Source organism: Primorskyibacter aestuariivivens (assembly GCF_028023675.1).
GTDB classification, from domain to species: Bacteria; Pseudomonadota; Alphaproteobacteria; order Rhodobacterales; family Rhodobacteraceae; genus Marinovum; species Marinovum aestuariivivens.
In genome coordinates, this window is sequence record NZ_JAQIOZ010000004.1 from 110,784 (window position 1) to 125,963 (window position 15,180).

At 60.9% G+C, this 15,180-nt stretch carries 20 protein-coding genes; 6 read left to right on the top strand and 14 right to left on the bottom strand.

What is annotated here, in order from left to right; translation table 11 throughout:
- Positions 1-6 precede the first annotated feature (6 nt).
- Positions 7-876, top strand: coding sequence for a ribokinase (locus PGB28_RS04435; RefSeq protein WP_271420282.1), 870 nt, complete (start codon positions 7-9; stop codon positions 874-876).
- Here PGB28_RS04435 and msrA read toward each other — a convergent pair whose 3' ends face one another.
- On the bottom strand, positions 877-1,539 hold the full coding sequence (gene msrA / locus PGB28_RS04440) for a peptide-methionine (S)-S-oxide reductase MsrA (RefSeq protein WP_271420283.1): 663 nt from the start codon (positions 1,537-1,539) through the stop codon (positions 877-879). It abuts the gene before it with no gap.
- Positions 1,540-1,669: 130 nt separating this feature from the next.
- Here msrA and PGB28_RS04445 point away from each other — a divergent pair, with 130 nt between their 5' ends.
- Together PGB28_RS04445 and PGB28_RS04450 are read left to right on the top strand one after the other, a co-directional pair.
- On the top strand, positions 1,670-2,575 hold the full coding sequence (locus PGB28_RS04445; protein ID WP_271420284.1) for a D-amino acid aminotransferase: 906 nt from the start codon (positions 1,670-1,672) through the stop codon (positions 2,573-2,575).
- Position 2,576: 1 nt separating this feature from the next.
- Positions 2,577-3,293, top strand: a complete 717-nt coding sequence (locus PGB28_RS04450; protein WP_271420285.1) for a sulfotransferase-like domain-containing protein — start codon at positions 2,577-2,579, stop codon at positions 3,291-3,293.
- On the opposite strand, the gene PGB28_RS04455 is transcribed toward PGB28_RS04450, so the two are convergent.
- Genes PGB28_RS04455 through PGB28_RS04470 form a run of 4 tightly spaced genes read right to left on the bottom strand, consistent with a single transcriptional unit; the run spans position 3,290 to position 5,582 of the window.
- On the bottom strand, positions 3,290-3,736 hold the full coding sequence (locus PGB28_RS04455) for a MarR family winged helix-turn-helix transcriptional regulator (RefSeq protein ID WP_271420286.1): 447 nt from the start codon (positions 3,734-3,736) through the stop codon (positions 3,290-3,292). The two genes, PGB28_RS04450 and PGB28_RS04455, sit on opposite strands and share 4 nt — an antisense overlap.
- A complete protein-coding gene (locus PGB28_RS04460) occupies positions 3,726-4,565 on the bottom strand; it encodes a carbon-nitrogen hydrolase family protein (protein WP_271420287.1) in 840 nt (279 codons plus the stop codon). Before PGB28_RS04460 ends, PGB28_RS04455 begins: the two co-directional genes overlap by 11 nt.
- The gene (gene grxC / locus PGB28_RS04465) at positions 4,565-4,822 is read right to left on the bottom strand and encodes a glutaredoxin 3 (protein WP_271420288.1); all 258 of its coding nucleotides are present in this window, start codon (positions 4,820-4,822) and stop codon (positions 4,565-4,567) included. The genes PGB28_RS04460 and grxC overlap by 1 nt, the downstream gene beginning before the upstream one ends.
- Positions 4,823-4,853: 31 nt before the next feature.
- Positions 4,854-5,582 (bottom strand): ComF family protein, encoded by a 729-nt coding sequence (locus PGB28_RS04470; protein WP_271420289.1) that lies wholly within the window; start codon positions 5,580-5,582, stop codon positions 4,854-4,856.
- An 18-nt stretch (positions 5,583-5,600) separates the two neighbouring features.
- Here PGB28_RS04470 and PGB28_RS04475 point away from each other — a divergent pair, with 18 nt between their 5' ends.
- Both PGB28_RS04475 and hemH read left to right on the top strand, forming a co-directional pair.
- On the top strand, positions 5,601-6,410 hold the full coding sequence (locus PGB28_RS04475; RefSeq protein ID WP_271420290.1) for a methyltransferase domain-containing protein: 810 nt from the start codon (positions 5,601-5,603) through the stop codon (positions 6,408-6,410).
- Between the two features lie 52 nt (positions 6,411-6,462).
- Positions 6,463-7,527: a ferrochelatase gene (gene hemH, locus PGB28_RS04480; RefSeq protein ID WP_271420291.1), complete on the top strand. Its 1,065-nt coding sequence runs from the start codon at positions 6,463-6,465 to the stop codon at positions 7,525-7,527.
- Positions 7,528-7,626: 99 nt separating this feature from the next.
- Here hemH and PGB28_RS04485 read toward each other — a convergent pair whose 3' ends face one another.
- Complete coding sequence (locus PGB28_RS04485) at positions 7,627-7,821, bottom strand: ferrochelatase (protein WP_271420292.1); 195 nt, start codon at positions 7,819-7,821, stop codon at positions 7,627-7,629.
- A 149-nt stretch (positions 7,822-7,970) separates the two neighbouring features.
- Complete coding sequence (locus PGB28_RS04490) at positions 7,971-8,567, bottom strand: L,D-transpeptidase (protein ID WP_271420293.1); 597 nt, start codon at positions 8,565-8,567, stop codon at positions 7,971-7,973.
- Between the two features lie 170 nt (positions 8,568-8,737).
- Between PGB28_RS04490 and dalA the strand changes: the two genes are divergently transcribed.
- Entirely contained in the window at positions 8,738-9,337 is a 600-nt protein-coding gene (gene dalA, locus PGB28_RS04495) for a divisome-associated lipoprotein DalA (protein WP_271420294.1), read from the top strand.
- A 6-nt stretch (positions 9,338-9,343) separates the two neighbouring features.
- Here the strand turns inward: dalA and PGB28_RS04500 are convergent, their stop codons facing one another.
- From PGB28_RS04500 to glcE, 7 genes are all read right to left on the bottom strand, one after another.
- Complete coding sequence (locus PGB28_RS04500) at positions 9,344-10,033, bottom strand: molecular chaperone DjiA (protein ID WP_271420295.1); 690 nt, start codon at positions 10,031-10,033, stop codon at positions 9,344-9,346.
- Between the two features lie 43 nt (positions 10,034-10,076).
- Positions 10,077-10,553 (bottom strand): GNAT family N-acetyltransferase, encoded by a 477-nt coding sequence (locus tag PGB28_RS04505; RefSeq protein ID WP_271420296.1) that lies wholly within the window; start codon positions 10,551-10,553, stop codon positions 10,077-10,079.
- Positions 10,550-11,161, bottom strand: a complete 612-nt coding sequence (locus PGB28_RS04510) for a VOC family protein (RefSeq protein WP_271420297.1) — start codon at positions 11,159-11,161, stop codon at positions 10,550-10,552. Before PGB28_RS04510 ends, PGB28_RS04505 begins: the two co-directional genes overlap by 4 nt.
- Before the next feature lie 118 nt (positions 11,162-11,279).
- A complete protein-coding gene (locus PGB28_RS04515) occupies positions 11,280-11,747 on the bottom strand; it encodes an Hsp20 family protein (RefSeq protein ID WP_271420298.1) in 468 nt (155 codons plus the stop codon).
- Between the two features lie 133 nt (positions 11,748-11,880).
- Entirely contained in the window at positions 11,881-12,648 is a 768-nt protein-coding gene (locus PGB28_RS04520; protein WP_333908218.1) for a trypsin-like serine peptidase, read from the bottom strand.
- Between the two features lie 91 nt (positions 12,649-12,739).
- Entirely contained in the window at positions 12,740-14,029 is a 1,290-nt protein-coding gene (glcF, locus tag PGB28_RS04525; protein WP_271420299.1) for a glycolate oxidase subunit GlcF, read from the bottom strand.
- 3 nt (positions 14,030-14,032) lie between these two features.
- A complete protein-coding gene (gene glcE / locus PGB28_RS04530; RefSeq protein ID WP_271420300.1) occupies positions 14,033-15,169 on the bottom strand; it encodes a glycolate oxidase subunit GlcE in 1,137 nt (378 codons plus the stop codon).
- Positions 15,170-15,180: the final 11 nt, after the last annotated feature.

Sequence of the window (15,180 nt, forward strand, 5' to 3'; positions counted from 1 at the left end):
TCGGCGATGATTTTCAACCTTGGGTCCATTAACGCCGACCTGTTTTACCGTGTGCCACATTTGCCAAAACCCGGCGAAACGCTGGCGTCAGACAGCTATGATAAAGGTTTGGGCGGCAAGGGTGCGAACATGTCCGTTGCGGCGGCGCGGGCGGCATCACGTGTGGTGCATATCGGCGCGGTCGGCGAAGACGGGCGCTGGGCGAAGGACCGTCTGATAGAGTATGGCGTTGACACACGCCATATCGACGTGGCGGACGTGCCGACCGGGCACGCCATCATCATCGTGGATGACAGCGGCGAAAATCAGATCGTCCTGTTTCCCGGGGCCAACGCGGCTCTGGGCGAGGGCGCGGTGACTGCCGCTTTGGCCGAAGCGGGCAAGGACGACTGGCTTCTGATGCAGAATGAAACCAGTCTTCAGGGGTTCACCGCCGCTCTGGCCCGGCAAAAGGGCATGCGCGTGGCCTATGCGGCCGCACCGTTTGACGCCGCCGCCGTGGAAGCGGTGTTGCCGCATGTCGATCTGCTTGTGCTGAACGCGGTCGAGGCCGCGCAGCTCAGTGAGGCGATGGGTAAGGACCTGCGCGATCTGGATGTGGCGGATATCGTAGTGACACTTGGCGGCGATGGCTGCCGCCATATTTCAACGTCACGGGCCGAAACCGTCAATTATCCGGCCTTTGACGTGAAAGCTGTCGATGCGACCGGCGCGGGTGATACCTTTACCGGCTATCTGCTGGCGGGGCTGGATCGGGGCATGCCCATGGCGCAGGCCATCACCCGAGCCCAAAAAGCAGCGGCTATCATGGTCACCCGCCACGGTACGGCTGATGTCATCCCCGATCTCAAGGATCTCGAAGAGACGCGGTTCTGATCAACCACCAGCAAAGAGTGCGGCATTCCCCCAAAGCTGGCGGACGCGCGCATCACGGCCACAGGCCTGACGGTACCGTTTATAGGCTTTGGCACGCGTGATGTAGCCAAACCGGGTCAGCTGGGATTTCTGCGATTTGTAGTAGTTCTGATGATAATCCTCAGCCTTGTAAAACCGCCCGGCATTCAGAATGGGCGTCACGATCTTTTTGCCCAACGCCGCCTGCGCCTCGGCCTTCACACGTTCGGCAAGCTGCTTTTCCCCCTTGTTAGAGACGAAAATCGCGGTTCTGTAGCTTTCTCCGCGGTCACAGAATTGCCCGCCCGCATCGGTGGGATCGACAGACCGGAAAAAGCTGGTCAACAATGCTTCGCGGCTGACCACATCGGCATCGAAATGGATCTGAACCGCCTCGTAATGCCCGGTGCCACCGCGGGTGACCTGTTTATACGTCGGGTTCTTCACGCTGCCGCCGGTATAGCCGCTGACCACGTCGCGCACGCCTTTGACCTTTTCGAAATCGGCTTCGACACACCAGAAACATCCGCCCGCGACGGTGAGCGTCTGCATATCTGCCGCATGCGCGCGGTGAGATTGGGCGAACAGGCCAACTGCGATCAACGCACCCAGCAGGATGGGCTTCATTTGAGCAAAACGGAACATGGGGTTACCTCCTGCGCTCACGTTCCCCCGAATAATGCACATGCCACAAGAGCCGATTGGCGACTGTCACACAGAGGTGAGCGGAGTTTACCGCTTGGCAGGAAATGCTTCGATCTCTAGCGTCCGGATCATGGACAATCACGTGACGACACATCAGGCCGAGGAAGACCGGCGCAATGAAACGGTGCTGATCTATGTGGATGGCGCGTTGAAACCCCGGGCCGAGGCCACGGTCAGCGTGTTCGACAGCGGTTTCATGCTGGGCGATGGCGTGTGGGAGGGGCTGCGTCTTTATAACGGGCGCTGGGCGTTCCTGGACGAGCATCTCGACCGGCTGTTCGAGGCGGCCAAGGCGATTGATCTGGACCTGACGATGGACCGCGCCGGATTTGTGGACGCTTTGGAACAGACCCGGGCCGCCAATGATATGCACCATGATGTGCACGCCCGGTTGATGGTCACGCGGGGGGTCAAATCGCGCCCATTTCAGCATCCGTCGCTATCGCGGCAGGGGCCGACCGTGGTGATCATCATGGAGCACTCCAAACCGTCGCTTCCACGACCCATCCGGCTTGCCACCGTGCCGCATATCCGGGGCCTGCCGATGACGCAGGATCCCAAGTTGAATTCGCATTCCAAGCTGAACTGCATTCTCGCCTGTATTGCCGCTGAAAAGGCGGGGGCGGATGAGGCGCTGATGCTGGATGTGCATGGGTTCGTGAACACCACCAATGCCTGCAACTTCTTTATCGTGCGCAAGGGGACGGTTTGGACCTCAACCGGGGATTACTGCATGAACGGGATCACGCGGGCCAAGGTGATCGACCTGTGCCGGGCGCATGATATCCCAGTGTTCGAGAGGAATTTCTCGCTGGTCGATTGTTACGGAGCGGATGAGGCGTTCCTGACCGGGACCTTTGGCGCGCAGACGCCGGTGGGAGAGATTGACGGGCGAAAAATTGGCGATGGAGAGATGGGGCCAATGACCAAGCGCCTCCGCGATCTGTATTATTCCCACGTGTTAGAGACTGTTTGAGATGACAAAACGTATTGCGATGTGGTCCGGGCCGCGCAACCTGTCGACTGCGATGATGTATTCCTTTGCACAGCGGTCGGACTGCCATGTTGTCGATGAACCGTTTTACGCGGCCTATCTGAACATCACCGGGCTGGCGCACCCGATGCGCGACGCCGTGCTGTCGAGCCAGCCGCAGGACCCGCATGCAGTGGCCGCGTCGCTCGTCTCTGAGAGTGACGCGCCGGTCTTTTACCAGAAGCACATGTGCCAGCACATGATCGACGGAATACCCCGTGACTGGATGGGTCAGGTCACAAATGTCTTTCTCCTGCGCCATCCCGCGCGGGTGGTGGCCAGTTTTGCCAAAGGCTATCCGACGCTCACCGCACATGACGTCGGCTTTGCGTTGCAGGCAGAGCTGTTTGATCACTGCCTGGCGCTGGGCGCGCATCCGGTCGTGGTGGACAGCGCAGATATTCGCGAGGACCCCGAGGGCATGTTGGGCAAGCTCTGCGCGGCTATTGGCATTCCGTTTGATCCGGCCATGCTGGGCTGGCCTGCGGGGGGCAACCCGGCCGATGGGGTATGGGCTCCGGTCTGGTACGGCTCGCTGCATAAATCGACCGGGTTTGCCGGGCCCGAGGGGCCGCTGCCGGAACTGTCAGGGCGGCATGCGGAAATTGCAGAAGAGGCCATGGCCCATTATGCGCGCCTGTCCGCGTTCAAACTGACCTAGCTCTCGACTTCCAGCTTCAGGCGCAATTCCCGCAGGATCGGCAATGCGGCACGCACTTTTTCTGAACCCAGTTCCTGCACCAGATCGGTGATTAGCGGTGTAATCGCCGCCAGCGCGGCATCGCGCGCCTGCACCCCTGCGGGCGAGATTGTCACCAGCTTGGATCGCGCATCATCCCAATCCGGGCGGATATGCACATAACCGGCGATCTCAAGCTTGTTCAGCGTGTTGGTCATCGCCCCACGCGTCACGTGAAACGCCCGGGCAAGTTGCGCAGGCGTGCGTTCCTGTTTGAACCGGGCCAGATGATTGAGCACCGAGAAATGCGACAGCTCCATGCCCCGGGGCAGCATCTTGCTCAGCCGGTTGCGCAGCATCTGATCGGCTGTGAACAGCTCGGAAAACAGCGCAACGGCGAGGGCATTCTGGCTTTCATCTGCCATCAGGGGTTTCGAACTCTCGATCATGGGTCAGCGACGGAACGCGCTTGCGTGCTTGTTCCACGGCGCCAAGGTCGAGGTCAACCAAAGTCACGCCGGGTGCTTCGCCCGCATCGGCCAAAACCTCGCCCCAGGGCGCAATCGCCAGCGAATGCCCAAATGTGCTGCGTTGCTTGCCGCGTGTCGCGCTATGCGCGCCCGTCTGTGCGGCGGCGATTACAAATGCGCCGTTTTCAATCGCACGGGCGCGCAACAGCGGTTCCCAATGGGCGGCACCGGTCACCGGACAAAAGGCGGATGGCACGATCAGAATCTGCGCCCCGGCATGGGCGAGGGCGCGGTAGAGATAGGGAAACCGGACATCGTAGCAGATGCTCATGCCAATGCGCGCAAAGGGCAGATCAGTGACAACTGCGCGCTTCCCGGGCCGGTAGCCTGCGCTTTCGCGGTAGGTCTCGGTCTCGGAGACCTGCACGTCAAACATGTGGATCTTGTCATAGCGCGCGTGAATGCCGCCATCCGGCCCGATCATGAAAGAGCGATTGGCAAAGCGACCATCGGGGTCATCGGTTTTGAGCGCCAGCGACCCGATGGAGAGCCACACCCCCAAACGCGCGGCAAGTTCGCGCAAAGCTGCTAGGGTGAGGTCCTCGTTCTCATGCTGCAGCACGTCGTTCTGGCGTGTGCGGCTGGCAGAGACGCAATTGGTGACCTCTGGAGTCAGGATGAAACCCGCGCCGTCCCCCGCCGCGCGCTCGATCAGCTCTGCCGTGACGGGCAAATTGGCCTTGGGGTCATCCCCGGAGCACAGCTGAACGAGCGCCGCGCGCATCAGGCGGCCAAAAGCGGGTCGAGCTTGCCGCCTTGTTCCAGCGCATAGAGGTCGTCGCAGCCGCCGACATGGACATTGCCAATGAAGATCTGCGGCACGGTGCGGCCACCATTGGCGCGCTGGATCATCTCCGGCTTGCGGTCTGGGTTGGCAAAGACGTCGATCTCAGAAAAGGTCACGCCCTTTGTCGTCAGCAGGCGCTTGGCCGCATGGCAGAAGCCGCAGAGCGGCGAGGTGTAGATTTCAACGGTCGGCATTTCGGTGTCCTTGGTTCTGTTTGCCGACTACTTAATCATCCCGATGCACGCGCGCCAGTACGCCAATGCAAACCCGCTCTGCGCCCGCCGCGTGCAGGGCTTCGGCGCAAGCGCTCAGAGTTGCACCCGTGGTCAACACATCGTCTATCACGAGAACGGAGGGGTATCTGTCCAGCCAAGCCTCTCGCCCGTGATGCAGGCGTATTTTGCGCTCGAGGATCGCGCGCCGCTCCTCGCGGTTGCCGTTCAGGCTGGGTGTGCGCCCGGTCCGAACCAGAAGATCTGGGCAGTAGGGCAGGCCAAGTTCGGTCGCGAGGGACGCGGCAAGAAGCGCGGATTGGTTGTAGCGCCGTTTCAAACGCCTGCTCCAGTGCAGGGGAACAGGGGTCACCAGCGTGCCTGGTCGCATAATGGGCCGCAGGACGCGCGCCAGCCAGATGGCGGCAGGTGCGGCGATGTCGTGCCGGTCGTTGTGCTTGAGGCCCAGCACCAGCCGTCTTGCATTGTTGCGATAGCTAAGCGCTGCGCGCCCCTGCGCCCAGGGTCGCGGATGAGACAGGCAGCTGTCGCACAGGACGGGTTCACCGGTATTTTCGCCGGGCAGGGGCGCGCCGCAGGCATCACAGACCAGACCACCGATAAACGGGGTGTCACGCCAACAGGTCCCGCAGAGCGCAAAATCGGTTTCCACCATGTCGCGGCACAAAAGGCATTGCGGCGGGTAAATCAGCCGCAAGGCGGTTTGAACAATTCCAGCCATGGCTCTATCTACGGTCCCATGCAGCCGCTTTTGACAGATCGCACCGCCCTGACACAGCACCGCCAGAGGGCCACGCCCGACGCGTTTTTCCTGTTCGAAATCGCACGGGACGATCTTCAGGATCGCCTGTCGATGGTTAACAGAAGCTTTACCGCGCCCGCGATTGTGACCAACCAGCCGGGCGTGTGGGACGGCGCGTTCACGGATGCCCGTATCGTGGCAGATGGCGATACGCTGGACCTGGAGGAAGGCGCGCATGATCTGGTGCTGCATTCCCACGCGCTTCACTGGGCGAATGACCCGATTGGGCAGCTTGTCCAATGCCGTCGTGCGTTGAAGCCGGACGGGTTCTTGCTTGCGTCGTTTTTCGGGGGTCGGACCCTGCATGAATTGCGCGCCGCGCTGGCGCAGGCGGAATCCGAGATCACGGGTGGTCTGTCGCCGCGCGTGGCACCCATGGCCGAATTACGCGATGCCGGCGCTTTGTTGCAGCGCGCCGGGTTCGCGCTTCCGGTGGCGGACACGTTTTGTCAGACCGTGATGTATCAGACTCCGTTTCACCTGATGCGTGAGTTGCGGCAGATGGGCGAAGGCAATGCGCTGCACGACCGTTTGCGCAGGCCGGGTCGGCGGGATGTCATGACCCGCGCGGCCGAGATTTACGTGGACAGCTTTGGCAAAGACGGGCAGATCCCGGCCACTTTCGAATTCATCGTGCTGACGGGTTGGAGCCCGGACGAGAGCCAGCCCAAACCGTTGCGCCCCGGATCAGCCACTGCGCGTCTGGCCGAGGCGCTGGGCACACGCGAAACCCAACTCAAAGATTGACCTTGCCTCCCGCGCCCTTAAGTGTCGCTGGGACAGATTTCCGGAGAATGACATGCTCGACACCAGCACGGCCAAGACCTGCCCGGCGCACGCCCCCGCGGACCACCCGAAATTGCCCGCTCAGAAGGTGGGGATTTTGCTGGCCAATCTCGGGACGCCCGATGCGACCGATTACTGGTCCATGCGCCGTTACCTGAACGAGTTTCTGTCGGACCGCCGGGTAATCGACTATGCGCCGTGGAAATGGCAGCCGATCCTGCAACTGATCATCCTGACCAAACGCCCGTTCAGCTCGGGCGAGGCGTACAAGTCCATCTGGAACGAAGAGGCGAATGAAAGCCCGCTGATGACCATCACCAAGTCGCAGACCACCAAGATCAAGGCGGCGATGCACGCGGAATATGGCGATCAGGTGATGGTGGATTTCTGCATGCGCTACGGCAATCCCTCGACCCCGTCCAAAGTGCGCGAGATGGTCGAGGCGGGATGCTCGAAAATCCTGTTCTTTCCGCTTTACCCGCATTACGCCGGGGCCACATCGGCCACCGCGAATGATCAGTTCTTTCGTGCGCTGATGAAGGAAAAATGGCAGCCTACCGCGCGTGTTGTGGACCCGTATTTCGAGCATCCGAAATATATCGAGGCACTGGCACAATCGGTCGAGCGCGCCTATGGCGCGATGGACAAAAAGCCCGACATCCTTGTCTGTTCCTACCATGGCGTGCCGAAACGCTACCTGATGGAGGGCGACCCCTACCATTGCCAGTGCCAGAAAACCACGCGGCTGCTCAAGGAGCGGCTGGGCTGGGATGACACGCAGATCACCACCACTTTCCAGTCGCGCTTTGGTCCGGAGGAATGGCTCAAGCCCTATACCGTGGACGAGGTGAAGCGTCTGGCCGAAGAGGATGGCAAGAAACATATCGCCGTCATCGCACCCGCGTTTTCCGCCGATTGCATCGAAACGCTGGAAGAGATCAACGAAGAGATCAAAGAAAGCTTTGAAGAGGGCGGCGGTGAACGGTTCGACTATATCCCCTGCCTGAATGACGATGACGCGCATATCGACGCGCTGAGCACGATCATCGGCGAAAACCTTGGGGGTTGGGTGCCTTGACACCCGGCCACAATGGCTGACCGGTTCGGTCCAGACCGCACAAAAAGAAAAAGCGGCGCCCAGGGACGCCGCTTTTCCAATTTTTTGAAGCGCTAAAGCTTAGTCAGCTGCGACTGCTGCGATCACGATCGCCAGCAGGATCAGCGGAACCAGAACGCCAGCGGAAGAAGACGCTTGTGCGGTTTCTTCAACGATGACCGGCGGCTCCATGACAACTTCGTCTTTGGCGTAGGAGCCAGCGAAAGCGGTGGAAGCAGCAGCGGACAGAGCGGCAGCGAGTGCGAGTTTTTTCATAGTTAATCCTCCAGATTTACACTTGCCGCTCACACCATATCGGATGCGGCAAGCACCCAAGACTTACCTCGTGACTTTTTCTAAGCAGCTATTCAGGGGGAATGCAAACCGATCTTTACGGTTCTTCCATGCGCGCCGCCGATTTGTCGTCAAATAAGCAACACTTGCGTGCCAACCTTGGCCATTCCGAAGAGTTCCGCGATATGTTCGTTATACAGCCCAATGCAACCATTGGACGAACGACGCCCGATTTTGCGGGTATCGTGGGTGCCATGGATTCGGTAGTAGGTCCAGCTCAGGTAAAGCGCGTGTGTTCCCAGCGGGTTATCCGGGCCGGGGCCGACAAAATCGGGCCATTCCGGGTTGCGGATCTTCATCGCGGGCGTCGGGCGCCAGCTTGGGCCTTCGACTTTGCGGACAACTTTGGTGCGGCCGCGGCGGGTCAAATCCTCGGTCAGCGGTACCGAGGAGGGGTAGAGCTTGTAGGTCTGGCCATCGGCTGACCAGTAATGCAGCGCGCGGCTGGTGATATCGACCAGAATTGCGCCGTTATTGAGATTGCTGAAATAGGGACGCCAGTCCAGCGACCGGAAGCTGGAAATGTTGCGGCGCACCACGCGCGACAGGTCACGCTCGATCTCGACCGTCTCATTTTCGGTCTGCGCCAGCGCGGGTGTTCCGATCAGCGCAGCGGACCCCGCAAGGAAGGACCGGCGGTTCAGTGCAAATCCGGGTGTCTTGGTCATCGTCTCTTGCTCCATTCGCGCGATCACTCATTTGTGACGGTATTTAGTGCGCGAAAGCCTCAGTCGCAAATCAAACCGGCGTTAACTTGCGGATGCTTGCCCAAGTGGGTTTGATTGGCCACGTCATTGCGGATAGAGCAGTGAAAAAGCACATCCCGGATGGACCACTCATGAAACGTCTTACTGTTCTCCTGTTGCCGTTGGCTCTTCTTCTGGCCGCGTGTACCACCACGCCGTCCGCGCCACCGCAATTGGGTCCGGACGGTAAACCGCTTCCGAAACTCTACAGGATCCCTGCGGGAGCCGAGGGCCAGATTCAGTTTCGCATTCTTGATTCGATCAATTCCCTGCGGGGTGCCAAGGGCTTGCAGAATGTCGAGCTGAACGCACAGCTCAACGCGGCGGCAGCCACCCATTCGCGCGACATGGCGGTTCAGAACCGGCCCTGGCATTTCGGATCGGACGGGTCGTCGCCGCTGGATCGGGTGCGGCGCGTCGGCTATTCCGGGCTTCTGATCGGTGAAGCCATCTCGGAAACCTATGAGACCGAGCTTGAGACGCTGGCCGCATGGATGGAAGAACCCGGCACGCGCGAGGTGATCCTCTCGCCCGAGGCGAGGGATTTGGGTTTTGCCTATTTCCAGGAGGAAAACGGCAAGATCTGGTGGACACTGGTCATGGGAACACGCTCCCAGGCGGCCGTGACACCCACTCCGTCGGTCGAAGAGATTGCCGGGGCGGCAATTGATCTGGTCGAGGACGGCAACTGAGCCCTATCAGACCGGTTCGCGGTGGCTGGCCTGGATTTCTTCCCAGGCCTTGTTGATATCCACCATGCGCCGTTCGCTCATCTGAATCGCTTCTTCCGGGAGACCACGGGCCATCATCCGGTCCGGGTGGCTTTCCCGCACGGCGTTGCGCCAGACTTTTCTGATTTCGTCCAGAGACGCGGTCGGGTCCACACCCAGAACGGCATAGGGGTCTTTTTCGGCATCCGGCACGAACCGGGCGCGGAGGGTTTTGAACTGCGCCTTGTCGATCCCGAAAATGCCTGCCACCCGCGCCAGAAAGTCGTCTTCGGCGGGATGATAGGTGCCATCCGCAACGGCGATATGGAACAGCCCCTCCATCAGATCGCAAAGAGCGGTATCGGTATCGTCAAACATGGTGCGGATGCGTTTGGCATATTCCTCAAATCCCGCGACATCCTGCCGGGCGAGGTTGAACACCTTGGCGGCCTGCGCCTCGTCCTCCGGCGGGATGTGAAACACTTCGCGGAAGGCCGTGACCTCGTCCCGCGTGACCAGCCCGTCGGCCTTGGCCATCTTGGCGCCAAGTGCGATGACTGCGATGGTAAAGGCCACGGAGCGCTCAGGCGGCGTTCGCAGCTTTTCAAAAACGGTGCTGAGCGGCTCACCATTGGCAAGCGCGGCAAGGGCGGCGGATATGCGGGTCCAGATCGACATGGGGCTACAGTATAGAGGGTACAACCGGAAGTCAGTGTGACAATCACAGTAACTTTTGCATCAACACCAAATCCATCCATCGCCCGAATTTATAGCCAACTTCGGGCAAACGCGCGATTTCGCGGAACCCGATGGACGCGTGAAAGGCGACGCCAGCGGGGTTTTCGCCGCTGACACCGGCAAAGAGCGAATGCACCCCCTTGTTGCGGGCATCGGTTTCAAGCGCGGACATAAGCGCACGCCCAACCCCCCGGCCTCGGGCCTCCTCGGCCAGTACGATGCTATGCTCCATGGTGTGTCGATATCCCGGGCCGCCGCGAAACTGAAAATAGCAGGCATAGCCGATGACGCTCGCCCCGTCACAGGCGACGAAATAGGCATCGCTGTCCGCGATCGCAGTGGCCAATCCTTCAGTGGTCTTTTCTTCGGTGGTAAAGGTGATCGCGGTGTCGCGGATCACCGTGTTGGCCAGATCCGCAATAGACGGAGCATGGTCGGGCCGGGCCTTGCGGATTCTCATTGCAGGGTCACCGGGCCATTTCGGCACGCCATATGAGCCGCAAGTGCCGCCGACCCGGTTTTGAACGAGACGCGCGCGTCATTCAGGTAAGGGCTGAGCCTTTGCTGGAGCCGGTCGGCGTCGGGATGATGTACGACCAGACGGTCCAAACGGCACTCGACCTGGTCGAGCAACCCGGCCGGGTGGGTGTCGCAATCCCATTGGATCAGGGCCGGGAAACATCCGTCAAAGGGAAGGTTGCCATCGGCGGGCACCGCCATGCGCCACTTCAGGTCTCCACGTTCCAGCGCGATGATCTCCCCCGCTTCCGGCAGGTCGCGCAACAGCGTTTCAAGATCGGGCGTCTGACAGATCCAGTTGCTCAACCGCGGGGGGCCGGAAATCGTATCGAGCGCAAACCAACGGGGTCGCCCAGGGTCCGGCGCATCCGGGTTGATGGCAATCGCTTCAAGGTAAAGCCCGTCGGCCAGCCCGAGCAGATGGTTATGCGTGCCGAAATACGCGTGTTCGCCGCCCGTTTGCAGCGGCACGCCAAGCGTGTCGGTGACATGCGTGGCGGCGATATCGCGTGTTTTGCCTGCAACGGCCAGATGGTCCAGTGTGATCATGATGCGCCCTTTCGGGGGCACTCTGCCCGATATCGACCGGGTATGGCAAAGGGCTTTGTCACGAAAAAAAGCCCCCGATCCTGTCGGGGGCTTTGCGTGCGGTCTGGAGCGTCAGTGCTTAGTTGACAGCCTTGGCGTCCACCACGTCCTTTTCAATGGCTTCGCCCTTGGCAATTTCGATCCGGCGCGGTTTCAGCGCTTCGGGAATCTCGCGTTGCAGGTCGATATGCAGCATGCCGTCGCGATGGCTGGCCCCGGTCACGCGGACATGGTCGGCCAGATGGAACCGGCGCTCGAACGCGCGGGTGGCAATGCCGCGATGCAGGAAGGTGCGGTTCTCGTCCTCGTCGGCCTTGCGGGCCGAGACGACAAGCGCCTTTTCCTTGACCTCGACGCTCAGGTCGGCGTCCGAGAACCCGGCCACGGCGATCGAGATGCGGTAGGCATCGTCGGCGGTCTTTTCGATATTGTAGGGCGGATAGGTCTGGTTCGACACGTCATTGGCCATTACCCGGTCCATCAGGTCGGCAATCTGGTCAAAACCAACGGTTGCACGGTACAGCGGTGCAAGATCAAAGCTTCGCATGGGTCATCCTCCATTGAGCGACAACATATGTTGATCGGCCTTCCCGTCCGGGACAGGCCAGTTGACGTCCGGGCCCAGCATTGGCACCCGAACATCTCAGATTTGGGAAGCGGTCAGCGTAGTTTCAAGAGGGTCAGGGGCGCAGGAATTTCGCGCCCTTTGGCCGATCATTGGCATCCAGCCCCTTGAAGCGGGACCTTGACCGCAATTCGACCTTCAAAAGGGCAAGCGGCTCTTCCAGCGAAGTCCCAAGAGAGACCGGCGTGCCATCGGATTCCGCCTTGGCCGAGATCAGCGACACGATCCGCGGCACCCCACCGTCAAAGGAAAAGACCGGCGCACCGGACGATCCGAAATCTGCCGAACAGGACATGACCAGAATACCGCGTTTCCGTCCCATGACGGTGCAGGCTTCTTGCAGCGACGGTGCCTTGGCCCGGTCATGGGCGTAGCTCACCACGCTGATTTCCGCGCCTTGTTTTGGCTTCTGGGCGGTGTCGAACGGAACCACCTGTGTATTGCGGATCGGACGGGTGAGTTGCAGCAAGGCAACGTCATTGGGCACGTGGTCAAGATTGGCATCTGCGGAAAACATGTATCGCGGGTGAATGACCGATTGCTTGACCGCGCGATAGGCCGAGGCCCGTCCGTTGCGCAACCCGGCCTGAAACTGAATATCGCTATCGGATACGCGCGCGCCGCTTGTCTTGTCGAACAGGCAGTGCGCGGCTGTCAGGACGAGATCCGGTTCGACGAGAACACCGGTACAAAAGCCGATATCCTGCATGTCCAGGCGACCCACCGCTTCCCATCCTCGGCCATCGTCACCGGTGTTCAATTGCCGGAGCACACTGGTCTGGGCGCTCAGCGGCAGGCCCAGCATGCAAAAAAGGAAAGCCAACAGATAAGCGCGCAATGTTTGCCTCAATTCTCTCTCCCCGCAGGTTTACCCCGCAGTTTAGGCAAAAATACGGCAAATCGGGCGTATACGGTCAGGAATTTTGCAGGCTTGGTGGCTTTGGTCCCCCGGTGGCCCAATCCAGCAACTCGACCGTGTGCACGATGGGGGTTTCGGTGCCGCTGCCGATCTGCATCATGCAGCCGATATTGCCCGCTGCGATCACATCGGGTTTGACCGCTTCCAGCGTGCGCACCTTGCGGGCCTTGAGCTGCTTGGAAATCTCCGGCTGCATCAGGTTGTAGGTGCCTGCCGAGCCACAGCACAGATGGCTGTCGGCGGGTTCGGCCACCTTGAACCCGGCTTTCTTCAGAAGCGTTTTGGGATGCGTCTTGATCTGTTGCCCGTGCTGCAGCGAACAGGCGGCGTGATAGGCCACGGTCATGCCTTTGTCCGCGCCCTCGGGCAGGTCCAATTTCATCAGCACTTCGCTGACATCCATGGCAATGTCAGAGACGCGTTTGGCATCAGCGGCCAGCGCCCCATTGCGGAACATATGGCCGTAATCCTTGACCGTGGTGCCGCAGCCAGAGGTGTTGATCACAATGGCGTCCAGCCCCTTACCATCCATCTCGCGCGCCCAGGCGCGGATGTTCTTTCCGGCGGTGCCGTGGCTTTCGCTGGTTTTGCCCATGTGATGGGTCAACGCCCCGCAACAGCCCGCGCCCTCGGCCACCACGACTTCGCAGCCCAGCCGGGTCAAAAGCCGGATGGTGGCGTCGTTGATATCGGTATTCAGTGCCTTTTGCGCACAGCCGGTCATCAGCGCCACGCGCATCTTGGGCTCGGTTTTCGGCGCAAAGCTTTGCGGGTCGTCATTGCGGCTGACCGGCGGGATCTGTTTCGGGGCCATTTCCAGCATGGCGCGCAGTCGCGGATCTGGCATGAACCGGGCAAAGGGACGCCCGATCTTGGCACCAAGCAGCGCCACGCGGAACCGCATGGGATGGGGCAGGATGCGGGCGAGAATCCAGCGCAGCGCCTTGTCATGCCAAGGGCGGTCATAGTGCTGTTCGATATATTCCCGCGCGTGATCGACCAGATGCATGTAATGCACGCCCGAGGGACAGGTGGTCATGCAGGCCAGACAGGACAGGCAGCGGTCAATATGTTTGACCGTGGTCTCATCGGGCACACGCTCATTCTCAAGCATGTCCTTGATGAGGTAGATACGCCCCCGCGGGCTGTCCAACTCGTCGCCCAGCACCTGATAAGTGGGGCAGGTGGCGGTGCAGAACCCGCAATGCACACAGGTGCGGAGGATCTCGTTTGCGCGCTGGGTGCCGGGGTCCTTGAGTTGATCTTCGGTGAATGTCGTCTGCATGATTTACCCCATGAGTCCCGCGTTCAGAATGCTGCGCGGGTCGAATTTCGCGCGCAGGTCGGATTCGATTCGCGCCAGCGCGGCAGGTTGCGGTTGGAACACCGGCACCGATTTGCGTGTCTCTTCCGAGGCGCGGAACAGCGTGGCATGCCCACCGACGCCTTCAACCGCGCTGCGGATGGTCTCTGCCTTCTGCCGCTCGGGCACGAGCATCCAGATCAACCCGCCACCCCAGTCATAAACCGCCTCGGCCCCCTTGACCTGTGCCACCACGCCGGGCGCATCGCCGGGTTTGACCGACACGCGCCAGACATCGCCATCGCGGTCATGGAACGGCTCCACATCGCGGATATACCGCCAGCCCGCCGCCGTATGCTCGGGTTCGGTCTCAATGGTGAAATCGCCAATATCTGCCAGCAACGTGCGCAGGGCGTCGGTGCGATAGGCGACAGAGGCCTCGGACCCTTCCAGCCGGATCATCGTGACCGGTGCGCCGTCCATCCCCTTTTGCAGATGCGCCGCGCCCGTCACCTCATAGGGTGAGCCAAGCGCCTTGCTCAGCGCGCGCACCGCGTCCGCATCGCCCAAGCCTTCGCAAAGCAGTACCCCGGTGGCGCCGCTATTGGGCAGAACCTTGAAGCTGACTTCGGTCAGCACGCCCAGCGTACCCCAGCTGCCGCACAACAGTTTGACAAGGTCATAGCCAGTTACGTTCTTCATCACGCGACCGCCATTCTTGATGATGTTGCCTGCGCCATCGACAAACCGCACACCCAGCATGAAATCCCGCGCGGCGCCCACCTGAATGCGGCGCGGCCCGCTGACATTGGCGGCAATCACGCCGCCGATTGTGGGCCTGCCGTCTGTCCCCAGAAGCCCGCGCCAATCGCCCGGCTCAAAGGCGAGCCGCTGGTTTTCCGCATCCAATGCGGCCTTGATCTCGGCCAGCGGCGTGCCCGCCTGCGCTACCATGGTCAGCGCGCCGGGTTCATAAAGCGTGATGCCCGACAGCCCGCCGGTTTCCAGAATGTCGCCCGCGACGGGACGGCCCACGTCACGCGTGCCGCCGCCGCGAATGCGCAAAGGGCCTTGGGCCGCAGCAATGGTCTGGGCCAGTTCGGCCTCGGTTGTCGGTCGCATGATCAGGTTCT

Coding starts and splice junctions, on each gene's coding strand:
- PGB28_RS04510 (WP_271420297.1), bottom strand. CDS start 11,161: ATGATCACACTGGACCATCTGGCCGTTGCAGGCAAAACACGCGATATC.
- PGB28_RS04500 (WP_271420295.1), bottom strand. CDS start 10,033: ATGTCGATCTGGACCCGCATATCCGCCGCCCTTGCCGCGCTTGCCAAT.
- dalA (WP_271420294.1), top strand. CDS start 8,738: ATGAAACGTCTTACTGTTCTCCTGTTGCCGTTGGCTCTTCTTCTGGCC.
- PGB28_RS04445 (WP_271420284.1), top strand. CDS start 1,670: ATGGACAATCACGTGACGACACATCAGGCCGAGGAAGACCGGCGCAAT.
- glcE (WP_271420300.1), bottom strand. CDS start 15,169: ATGCGACCGACAACCGAGGCCGAACTGGCCCAGACCATTGCTGCGGCC.
- msrA (WP_271420283.1), bottom strand. CDS start 1,539: ATGTTCCGTTTTGCTCAAATGAAGCCCATCCTGCTGGGTGCGTTGATC.
- PGB28_RS04455 (WP_271420286.1), bottom strand. CDS start 3,736: ATGGCAGATGAAAGCCAGAATGCCCTCGCCGTTGCGCTGTTTTCCGAG.
- PGB28_RS04485 (WP_271420292.1), bottom strand. CDS start 7,821: ATGAAAAAACTCGCACTCGCTGCCGCTCTGTCCGCTGCTGCTTCCACC.
- hemH (WP_271420291.1), top strand. CDS start 6,463: ATGCTCGACACCAGCACGGCCAAGACCTGCCCGGCGCACGCCCCCGCG.
- PGB28_RS04505 (WP_271420296.1), bottom strand. CDS start 10,553: ATGAGAATCCGCAAGGCCCGGCCCGACCATGCTCCGTCTATTGCGGAT.
- glcF (WP_271420299.1), bottom strand. CDS start 14,029: ATGCAGACGACATTCACCGAAGATCAACTCAAGGACCCCGGCACCCAG.
- PGB28_RS04515 (WP_271420298.1), bottom strand. CDS start 11,747: ATGCGAAGCTTTGATCTTGCACCGCTGTACCGTGCAACCGTTGGTTTT.
- PGB28_RS04460 (WP_271420287.1), bottom strand. CDS start 4,565: ATGCGCGCGGCGCTCGTTCAGCTGTGCTCCGGGGATGACCCCAAGGCC.
- PGB28_RS04475 (WP_271420290.1), top strand. CDS start 5,601: ATGCAGCCGCTTTTGACAGATCGCACCGCCCTGACACAGCACCGCCAG.
- PGB28_RS04490 (WP_271420293.1), bottom strand. CDS start 8,567: ATGACCAAGACACCCGGATTTGCACTGAACCGCCGGTCCTTCCTTGCG.
- PGB28_RS04435 (WP_271420282.1), top strand. CDS start 7: ATGATTTTCAACCTTGGGTCCATTAACGCCGACCTGTTTTACCGTGTG.
- PGB28_RS04450 (WP_271420285.1), top strand. CDS start 2,577: ATGACAAAACGTATTGCGATGTGGTCCGGGCCGCGCAACCTGTCGACT.
- grxC (WP_271420288.1), bottom strand. CDS start 4,822: ATGCCGACCGTTGAAATCTACACCTCGCCGCTCTGCGGCTTCTGCCAT.
- PGB28_RS04470 (WP_271420289.1), bottom strand. CDS start 5,582: ATGGCTGGAATTGTTCAAACCGCCTTGCGGCTGATTTACCCGCCGCAA.